Origin of the sequence: Liquorilactobacillus aquaticus DSM 21051 (assembly GCF_001436755.1) — a bacterium.
Taxonomy (GTDB): domain Bacteria; phylum Bacillota; class Bacilli; order Lactobacillales; family Lactobacillaceae; genus Liquorilactobacillus; species Liquorilactobacillus aquaticus.
Map to the genome: position 1 here is coordinate 76,019 of NZ_AYZD01000033.1, position 9,964 is coordinate 85,982.

The window sequence follows — 9,964 nt, forward strand, 5'->3', positions numbered from 1 at the left end:
ACTAACAGAATCCGATGAACTAGTAGAAGAACTTGCTGTATTTGATGAAAATGTAGTCTCCTGAGATGACGAATCATTCTTAACACTGGCTTGGTTCTCTGAAGACTTTTGAGTTTGACTCGCCAGTATTTGAGCTGCTGGTCTTAATTGTATGCCTGCAGCGAATGACGAGACCGCAATAGTACTAAACAACCAGTACTTTCCAGCTTTGTACATCTTGTAATGCAATTTTTCTTCGCTTTTTTTATGCATAAAAAACATAACCTCCTATATATATGATGTCCCCTAATGATTAAAACCTTCCAAACTTATAATAGCATAGCTACAAATTCGATAGTTTTGCAAATAACAAATGTAAGCCTAATGTAACGTTAACAAAAAAAATTATGAATAAGACCATTTACCTGACAATTCGATTTCCAATATTTAAGTATTGTTCTTCAATATGGTGCACGAATTTTTCTGTGTTTTGATGAGAATTATTATATAAGTCAATTTCACTTAAAAAGGCGATAAAATCCACTGGACTTAATCGATACTCTCGCTGCTCATGAGTTCGGGTGTCTTTTATTAAAATTTGGTGTTCGTCAGCATCAGAAAAAAGATCAAAATACTGGACGCTCGCAACAAGCTCGTAACTGGCCATTAATTGCCTCCTTTCTTTCATACAATTCAATAGAATTTGACACTCTTGAATCTATTCTAAGGTAAGTAGTTGAAAGTTGAAAGTAAAAAGATCAATTAAGTTAAACTGTTAGAACTGTAAATGAAGATTATCATTCGTTTTTTAATTATAATGTGAATCAGAAATGACACTTAAATAGTTGTATAACTTAAATTTAAATAAAAAAAACAGTTTAAAGAGGCGAATTTAATCACTCTCTTCAAACTGAATCTAGCTTTAAATTATTTTCAATTTAGATGAATTTTTTTGTGAATTCACTGAATTTTTTTCCGGAATCGGCTAAGAAATTTTTGGTTCCTTCATTGGTGATGTGTCCTTCCGCATCGGAAAGCTTGTCAGTATTACCAATGTAAAGTTCGGGTTGTTGCATAGTTGGCATATCTAGAAAAACCAGCGATTTGCGCAATGTATGGTGTGCCAGCACTCCTGAAATACCAGAAATTGATTGAGATGCAACAAGAGCCGGTTTTCCCGCCCAAACGCTTTCACCCCAAGGACGTGAAGCAACATCTAATGCGTTCTTAAGAGCTGCCGAAATACTACGATTGTGTTCAGGCGTAACAAAGATAATTGCATCTTGTGCAGCGACCTCATTCCGGAATTTAGTATACTCTGCTGGAGAGTCAGCATCATAATCTTGGTTATACAAAGGCAGAGAAGCGATATCTAAATAAGTTACCTCAGAATCTTCTGGTAGTCCGGCAACAATAGCATCAGCAACACCTTTCGAATAAGAATTCTTACGAGTTGACCCTACAATAACACCATATTTTGTCATATAAATCATTCCTTCCTTTTAACTTACAATTAGTAAGTATATCATCAAAGCTTATATTGCCAAGTTATTTGTCTCAAGATATATCTGTAGTACTAATTTTTCACAAACCAAGCATAACATATAGCTGAAAGATTTAACGAAAATTTTGCACTGAGCTGCGTATTATACTTTTTGGGTCAATAAAATTTTCAGAGGACTGCAAGCAACTGCGTCAAGGAATGTAATAGAATGTGACTTTTTAACTTGTTTTGACAATTTGCAAAATTTTAACGTTACTAAAATTGAAGGTTTTGAGAGCATAACAAAAGGAGGGGTTTGAATGCCAAAGTATTGTGAATTAGTAGCTGACATAGCAAGTTATCAACCAGACACGCTGGCTTTTTTTCGAAGTTTACGTGTTAAAAAAGTTCGTGCAGTGATTATCAAATTGACAGAGGGCAGTGCGACAGGAAGTGCTTATGTAAATCCTAAAGCTGCAATGCAGGTCAAACACGCACTTGAAGCAGGATTGCTAGTACATGTGTACCATTACGCCAAATTTCGTGGCCAACAAGATGCAAAAGACGAGGCGGATTGGTTTATCAAGCATGTCCGCAAATTAGGAATTACTTCAAACTCAGTTCTGGCACTCGATATTGAGGATAAGCGGAATAATGATCCAGCTACAGCGGATGCCAATACATTTTTACAACGTGTTAAGTCAGCCGGTTATCCACGAGTTGATGTTTATTCAATGGCAAGCTGGTTTTGGAACGGAAGACTCGATGTTAGACAGCTGATTGCTAAGAATCTATGGGTTGCCAATTATGGAGTACCTGCCCCTGGAGTAGCAAATGTCGGATTATGGCAATATACAAATGTTTTTGATGTTGATGGAGTCAAACTTGATATGAATTATGATTTTAATGGTTTTTATACAAAGCTTCCACTTACAGTTAAAAATAAAGTTGTAACGAATAAAGGCCTCGATAATTTTATAGATGTTTTAGGTGACAAGTGGTTTTACCAACATGGCAGATTCACGACGCATACCGCGATCAGGCTTCGATGGGGGGCAAAAATAACAAGCGGCATCATCACGCTTTTGCCTGCTAATTCAGTGATTGATTATGATGCTTATTCTTTTCATGATGGCTATATCTGGCTGCGTCAGCCGCGTTCAAATAATAAATTCGGCTATTTGGTAAGTGGGGAAGAACATGAAGGACACAGGACCAATTACTGGGGTGTATTCGGTAAAACAGTATTTTCTGAGGTATCAGGTTAAAGTGAGTTTTAAAGCTAATATAGAAAATTTTTTTAAATTTGAATCATTTATTTTTTGAGTAAAGCGCTTGCATTATTTGCTGGATAATGTATAATACGAAGTGTAAGGGGTTATAGCAAACGCTATAATCGAAAGCTTGACATCACGTTTACGTGAGAAGCAAGCAAAAAAAGCTGTTAAGAGCAGTTAGAAAAGAGGTTAGAGTTTGACTATCCCTTATTTATCAGCAGTCCAGCGAGATAATTGACAGAGTTGTTAATGGTTCTAACGAAGTTTGAAAGTTGTTAACGACAGAAGTTAATTAAATCGAATAAGACAAAGTAAACGGAAAGAACCTTAAACTTTATCTTGCTGGACTTTTTTTGTATATTAGATTGCTCAATGATTCACTTGAAAATAATTGAAATTAAAGGAGGCACTTTTATTTGGAAGATAAAATGAAAAAGTCAGAATCTAGCCATTTCGATTCTTACGATATTCGAAAAACTATTGAAACTGAGGTTTTAGTTATCGGTGCGGGGAATGCAGGACTGATGGCCGCGGCCGCGGCTGCCGAGAAAGGTGCAAAAACAGTAGTAATCGAAAAAGAAAAGACAATAAATCTTATGCGATTGACGATCGGTGGAATTAACACTAATGCTCAAAAACGTGCAGGTGTAGAGATCAACAAGTATGATTTAGTTGAGTACTTAGCAGGTTTTGCACAACATAATGTCGATGAAAGTTTGTTGTATCAATGGGTAGATAACAGTGCCGAGGCGGTTAATTGGCTAGAAGATAACGTTCTAAAACCCAATGGAGCTCATCTACGTTCGGAACCAGATGCAAAAGTTTCTAATCCAATTTATAAAGCATTTCCTACACAAAATGACGCTACGATTGATGACAAGACATTTGCCTCTTATGGTAAATGGTTTCAAAAAAAGGTTGAAGAATTGGGTGTTAACCTGGCATTTGAGACTAGTCTTATTGAATTAATTAAGAGTCATGGAGTCGTAACGGGAGTCATTGCAAAAGATCTTAAAAGAAATGAGTATCTTAGGATCAATGCGTCAAAAGGAGTGATTCTCTGCACAGGTGGTTACTCTGCAAATAAAGAATTACTTTCTAAGTGGAACCCACTGGCTCTTAAGAAGAATATTTTTAATGATAGTCCACGTAATGATGGTATTGGAATAACCTCAGCAATGAGCTTGGGGGCAATCAAGGATGAGCTGCCTGCGGTTTGTGTATTTGATCGTGGGCTTGCTCCAGTAGGAACAAAGACGGAAGACATGTATGTCCAAACTGATAGATATACTGATTGGCTGTGGTTGGGAAGTCATCCATTGCTGAAAGTTAATCTGCGGGGCGAGAGGTTTGCAAATGAGTCTACTCCTTATGAGTTTATTGTGAATGCAGCAAGTAAGCAGCCTGGATACTTATATGCAATGATCTGGGATGGTAATTTTGGAGAGTACGCTGCGCAATTTCACACTCTTGGTTGTGCCCGTGTTGGTTTTCCGGGTTACATGGCGAGTGCTGAGAAGCTTGTTGAAGATACAGAACAGTATGTTGATAAAGGATTGGTCGTTAAAGCAGAAACGATTGAAGAACTTGCCGAAAAAATGCAATTACCAGTTGAAAACCTTAAAAAAACGATCAAACGAAATAATGAATTAGCCAAAAAAGGTGTTGATGAAGACTTTGGTAAGGAAGCCTACCGTTTAACTCCAATTGATCAGGCTCCTTACTATGGATGTACATTGGGAGGACGCCTATTATGTACTTTTGATGGTTTGCGAATTAACAAGCGCATGGAAGTTCTTGATGAGGGGTACGAGCCAATCAAACATTTGTATGCTGCTGGAAATGACAGCGGTGGTTTCTTCTGTGGAAGCTATCCTGATCGTGTTCCAGGAACTGCTGCTAGTCATGCACAAACTTTTGGTCGTTTAGCAGGCAAGCAAGCCGCAAGTAACAAGTAGTCGAATAGAATTTGAAAAACTGCCTTTGAGTGTTTTGTGGCAGTTTTTTTTGATTTTATTACGTGTGGTTGATTGGATTAGTTTTCTTAAGTTATTGCATTTCATGACTAACGTTTTTGTTCTTATTTTGTTAGGAAGCGATTGACGACCTATATTCAATCAATGGAAGTGATGGATTATCTGAGTCTAAATAAATCAGCTGTTTTATTCATATACGTTTTCAAAACTAAGCCCAATATAATTTTTATTTTTTTTGATTCAAACCTATTGCCAATGATGATAAAATATTGAAAGAGTCACTTTTGACTATTATTACGATAGGAATGGAAGAGTATGAAAAAAATAGCTGTTTACTGCGGCGCTTCCGCAGGAAATGATGCAGTTTATCAAAAAGCTGCAGTTAAACTTGGAAATTATCTAGTTAAGCATGATTTTGAGTTAGTTTACGGTGGTGGTGGCATTGGTTTGATGGGTATATTGGCTAATCAGGTACTCTCAGCTGGTGGCAAAGTTCATGGTGTGATGCCTCAGGAATTAGTTGAGCGTGGGGCAGCCTTTGACAAATTAACTGATTTGAAAGTGGTCGCAAATATGTCGGTTAGGAAGCAGACAATGTTGGCAATTTCAGATGGTTGCATCGCTCTGCCTGGAGGGCCTGGGACACTTGAGGAGATTATCGAAGCTTTCTCATGGGCTAGATTGGGAGATAATCCCAATCCATGTACTTTTTATAACGTCAATGGATATTATGCTTCTTTGAAAACAATGTTTGATGAAATGACAAATAAAGAATTTCTGACAGTGGCTGATCGGGAAAAATTGCTTTTTTCTGATTCATTAGATGATATTTTCAGTTTTATGACAAGTTATGTCCCACCTAAGATCCGCACCTATCCGAACGCTAGTGGTCTTTGATAGATTATGTCATTTTGTATAAAAAATTGCTAAGAAGTTTGATTATTCGCTAAAAAGCCTTAATTATCAGCGCTTTTAAGAGATGCAAAAAAATAATCAGGCGTATTGCTTTTAGGTGTAAGCAATGTTAAGTAATTGCATGATTAACTCCACAAGTTGGTAAAAATTTGAGCACTAATGTGAGATTACTCATGGCGTTTCTTTTTGTTATTGAATAATTCACAGTTTAAATGGAGATTTTTGGCTTATGAAACACGTCTATATGGAATTAACAAGGAGACTGGATCAAAGTTTGATTCTAGCCACAGCTCTTCCCTACGATTAGTCCAGCACTAAAATTCATAATAAAAATAGAACACGGTATTTTCATAGCGAAAATATGAAAGTCATATGAACTTATAAGAAACGAAGAAATAACATTTGAGCTAGTGACAAAACACCATGGTATCCATACCGCTCGCGAAATGCTAAGATAAAGGCGAAATGGAATTATTGTTAACCGGCTGGGATTCTTTAGAAGGAGCTGTTGTTGATGAGAAGCAGAATAGATCAAAAAACATTTACGATCTTGAAGAAAATTGACATGAGTTATGCAGAGCAGCACATCCAAAAGGATAAGATGATGGATGATTCTTGGCCTCTGCTGAAAAGCAAACTGATTTACAGTAAACCAGATGGAAAATATTTTATGCAAATCTCGACTCAAGATAATTTAGAAAGAAACAGCACTAAGTCGGATCAAAAGTGGATGGTTTGTGAAGAAAAACAGGCAGGCCAGCTTTTGGGGGGGAAGGTTACTGCTTTGACGCCATTTGTTTTGATTGAGGACCGCCAGAAACAGGTTAAGCCGCTTGTAGATAGTCGCGTTATGGAATATGAATTGGTGGGGATTGAGTTGCAATCTGACCACAGCATGCTTATAATCTCTTCCTCAGATTTACTGATTTTTTTACGTTACATTGAGCATTCTCCTAAACTAGTTGAAGGTGGAGACCGTTTTTTTTGAATGCTCTAATCAGTCATGATCTGTACTGAAATTATATTTCCCAATAAGTAATCGCGTACATCTTTGTAAAGAAAGTAAAAGCTGTATTTTTGTTGAAATCGTAGTGATGTAGGAATATTATATTAGAAAAAGATGTGAACTTACTTAAAACATTATTTCTCCACAAAGAATTAATTATCCGGTGTTCACGTCCACCTCCCCAATTCATCCTATCTTCCTAATAATTGAATGGGGAGGTTTTTTTGTTTGCTGATATTTTTTATCACTAGTAGAGTGAAATAAATTAAAGTTTATTATTTTAATCAGTTTAGGAATATGCTATTATAGTTACTATAGTAAGGGCAAATTTAATCTCAATTTAGCTAAATGTTGAAAGACCCCAATTGAAAACGTAAGTTTTATAGTCGATGTTTGTCACATTATGAAAGCAGGCGATGATGATGCGGATTTTCAACAAAAAGAATAAAGAACTTTCAAACGATACGATGGAAAACGGTGTGCATATGATTACTGCCGCCGCACCTAGTTCTGTAATCTCTGAGCAGTTTAAGACTTTAAGAACAAACATTCAATTTTCTAACGCTGACAAGAAATATCGCACTTTAATGTTGACGTCTGCCTTGGCATCGGAGGGAAAGTCGACGGTTGCGGCTAATCTTGCGGTAACTTTTGCAGATCAAGGATTGAAGACGTTATTAGTTGATGCTGACATGCGTCGACCAACTATTAATGCAACTTTCAGTATTGCAAATCCAATGGGACTGACCAATTATTTGACGGATCATAAATTCGATATTAACAATGCGATTTATGAAACATCAGTGACTAATCTTTTTGTCATGCCAAGCGGTCCAGTGCCACCGAATCCTTCAGAACTAATTAATTCACGCAGAATGGATGGATTGATCAAGTCCATGTCTGAACAGCTGGAACTGGTTATTTTTGATGCACCGCCTGTCTTATCGGTGACCGATGCACAGATCCTTTCAACTAAAGTTGATGGGACGATACTGGTTGTAAAAGAAAATTTTGCTGAAAAAGAGGCTGTTCGTCGCGCAGTCGATTTGTTAAAACACGTGAATGGGCATATTTTGGGCTCTGTTTTAAATGATGTTACTTCTGAAGGTGGAAAAGGATATTACGGTTACTATGATTATTATGGAAAAGATACAGAAAAAGATAAAAAATAAAGCTTCAAGTTTGAATTTCTATGTGGGATATCGTCAATAGTTAAGGTTTCTTACTTTAACTTTGACGGTATCTCTTTTTTTGCGTAGAACTTTATTTGGGTCTTCGGTTAATACTAGAAGCATGGTAACTATAGACATTTTTTTAGCTTTAATCAAAAGAAATAAGTCAAGCAAAACAAACTTATGTTAAAATAAAGTTATGTTTTTTATAAAAAAATTACAAGCAATAATTTATTGGAGCTGATTACATACATGTCAAAATTGTTTTTTAGAAAAACTTCTCATGTCATTGAGCAAAAAGTTGATCCAATTTTAAAAAACCAGCAACATGGTTTATTACATTCTTTTACGGCGGGTTTTCTAGTTGCTAGTGCCTTGCTTGTTATTTCAGAGCAAAAAGTAGCAGCAGATAACATTACGACGGCATCGGCCGCAACAAGTAGTATTACTGTAGCCAGTGCATCTTCTTCAAACCTATCTACCGATAGGACTAATGATACGGAGTCTATATCAAATCCAACGGGATCAACAGAATCGAGTTCTGACTCTGAACAGCAAGAAAGTAAAAAAACAGCTGTTTCCGAAACTTCCTCAGCAGCTGTTACATCCACTAAGTCTGATTCTTCGTCATCCAGTACAGGTTCGCAAGAATCAGCGAAAGCTGCGATAACTGCGATAACTGCGACAACTGCAAACTCAGCTGATAGTTCTTCAATAAGCGGTGAAAAAAATAATGAGGGAAGCACTGCAAGTTCCCAGTCTACAACAAGTGCGGAGCAGACAAGTGAGTCTGTGAAGAATACTTCAGCTACGACTTCTAAACCTTCAACGACGGAGACATCTTCGTCAAGCTCTACCTCGTCCGTGGCAAGCGCGGCGGTGTCCTCTGAAAAAAGCCAAGGTAAAATTGTTGCCAAAACTGTCAAAGATGCAACGACTGAGATTGATAAAGTCAGTATTGGTGACTCGACGCGACCAACTGTTACTGCCATAGATGTTTCTTCTTATCAAGGCAGTATGACACTTGATAATTTCAAAGCGTTAAAGAACATGGGTGTTAAGACAGTAATTGTTAAATTAACTGAAGGCACATATCACACAAATAATTATGCAATAAATCAGATCAAGTATGCTGATGAGGCTGGACTAAACGTCGATGTTTATCACTATGTAACCTTCACTGATTCTGCGAGCGCTCAGAATGAAGCTTCTTATCTCAACTCAGTTCTCACACTTAACAATGTTGCAAAAAATATACTGGTCTTTGCAGATGTTGAGGATAAAGTAACAAAGATTTCGGGAATCGGTACATACTTGAATGATTTCTGGTCAGTTTTGAACACAGCTGGTTACACTAAACATGGTGTTTATACTAATCTTGGGTATGAATATTTAGATGACATTGTTGCGACAGTTGGAAAAGCAAGAACTTGGATAGCACAGTACCCATACCATCCTTCATCTAGTAAGCTTTTGAATACCAGTTATGGAGCTTGGCAGTTTAGTTCCAATGGTACATTAGATGGCTATAATGGTGCGCTTGATTTAACAATTGGTTATAACGGGTTTCTAGAAGATAGTGCAGGTAGTGCTAGTTTTGTTTCAACAGGTCAGACTTCTGTGGGGGCAGTTGTCCCGAGTACTAACACAAGTACAAACACAAATACAAGTACAAACACAAATACAAGTTCGACAACTAAAACTGTATTGACAAGCAATGGACAAGTTAAAACTGGTCAACAAAAAATTGACGGTAAATGGTATTTGTTCAATGCAAATGGTGTGATGCAAACAGGATTTCAGTATATTGATGATCAGAAAAAAACTGTTTATTACAATACCAGTGGACAGATGCAGTACGGTCAGCAACAAATCAGTGGGAAGTGGTACCTGTTTGATCAAAACAGCGGGGCAATGAAGACTGGATTTCAATATATCAGTAATCAGAAAAAGACAGCATACTACAATACCAGTGGACAGATGCAGTATGGTCAGCAACAAATCAGTGGGAAGTGGTACCTGTTTGATCAAAACAGCGGGGCAATGAAGACTGGATTTCAATATATCAGTAATCAGAAAAAGACAGCATACTACAATACTAGTGGACAGATGCAGTATGGTCAGCAACAGATCAATGGCAAGTGGTACCTATTTGA

At 37.1% G+C, this 9,964-nt stretch carries 8 protein-coding genes and 2 pseudogenes; 7 read left to right on the forward strand and 3 right to left on the reverse strand.

The window, feature by feature from the left end:
* The 3 genes from FC19_RS11600 to FC19_RS09955 form a co-directional block, all read right to left on the reverse strand.
* Nucleotides 1–252: KxYKxGKxW signal peptide domain-containing protein (locus FC19_RS11600; protein WP_057876796.1), on the reverse strand; the 252-nt coding region annotated here is incomplete at its 3' end.
* 148 nt (nt 253–400) lie between these two features.
* Nucleotides 401–646, reverse strand: coding sequence for a hypothetical protein (locus tag FC19_RS09950; RefSeq protein ID WP_057876797.1), 246 nt, complete (start codon nt 644–646; stop codon nt 401–403).
* 271 nt (nt 647–917) lie between these two features.
* The gene (locus FC19_RS09955) at nt 918–1,463 is read right to left on the reverse strand and encodes an NADPH-dependent FMN reductase (protein WP_057876798.1); all 546 of its coding nucleotides are present in this window, start codon (nt 1,461–1,463) and stop codon (nt 918–920) included.
* Between the two features lie 319 nt (nt 1,464–1,782).
* Between FC19_RS09955 and FC19_RS09960 the strand changes: the two genes are divergently transcribed.
* The 7 genes and pseudogenes from FC19_RS09960 to FC19_RS12030 all read left to right on the forward strand — a co-directional run.
* Nucleotides 1,783–2,730 carry a GH25 family lysozyme gene (locus FC19_RS09960; protein WP_057876799.1) on the forward strand — a complete coding sequence of 316 codons (948 nt, stop codon included), beginning with the start codon at nt 1,783–1,785 and terminating at the stop codon, nt 2,728–2,730.
* 425 nt (nt 2,731–3,155) lie between these two features.
* On the forward strand, nt 3,156–4,697 hold the full coding sequence (locus FC19_RS09965; RefSeq protein ID WP_235809373.1) for an FAD-dependent oxidoreductase: 1,542 nt from the start codon (nt 3,156–3,158) through the stop codon (nt 4,695–4,697).
* Between the two features lie 333 nt (nt 4,698–5,030).
* Nucleotides 5,031–5,612 (forward strand): LOG family protein, encoded by a 582-nt coding sequence (locus FC19_RS09970; RefSeq protein WP_057876800.1) that lies wholly within the window; start codon nt 5,031–5,033, stop codon nt 5,610–5,612.
* A gap of 532 nt (nt 5,613–6,144) precedes the next feature.
* A complete protein-coding gene (locus FC19_RS09975; protein ID WP_057876801.1) occupies nt 6,145–6,618 on the forward strand; it encodes a YbaK/EbsC family protein in 474 nt (157 codons plus the stop codon).
* 440 nt (nt 6,619–7,058) lie between these two features.
* Nucleotides 7,059–7,808, forward strand: a complete 750-nt coding sequence (locus FC19_RS09980) for a CpsD/CapB family tyrosine-protein kinase (RefSeq protein WP_057876802.1) — start codon at nt 7,059–7,061, stop codon at nt 7,806–7,808.
* 1,050 nt (nt 7,809–8,858) lie between these two features.
* Nucleotides 8,859–9,275: pseudogene (locus tag FC19_RS12025) on the forward strand (GH25 family lysozyme); the annotation flags it as partial.
* A gap of 252 nt (nt 9,276–9,527) precedes the next feature.
* Nucleotides 9,528–9,964: pseudogene (locus FC19_RS12030) on the forward strand (N-acetylmuramoyl-L-alanine amidase family protein); the annotation flags it as partial.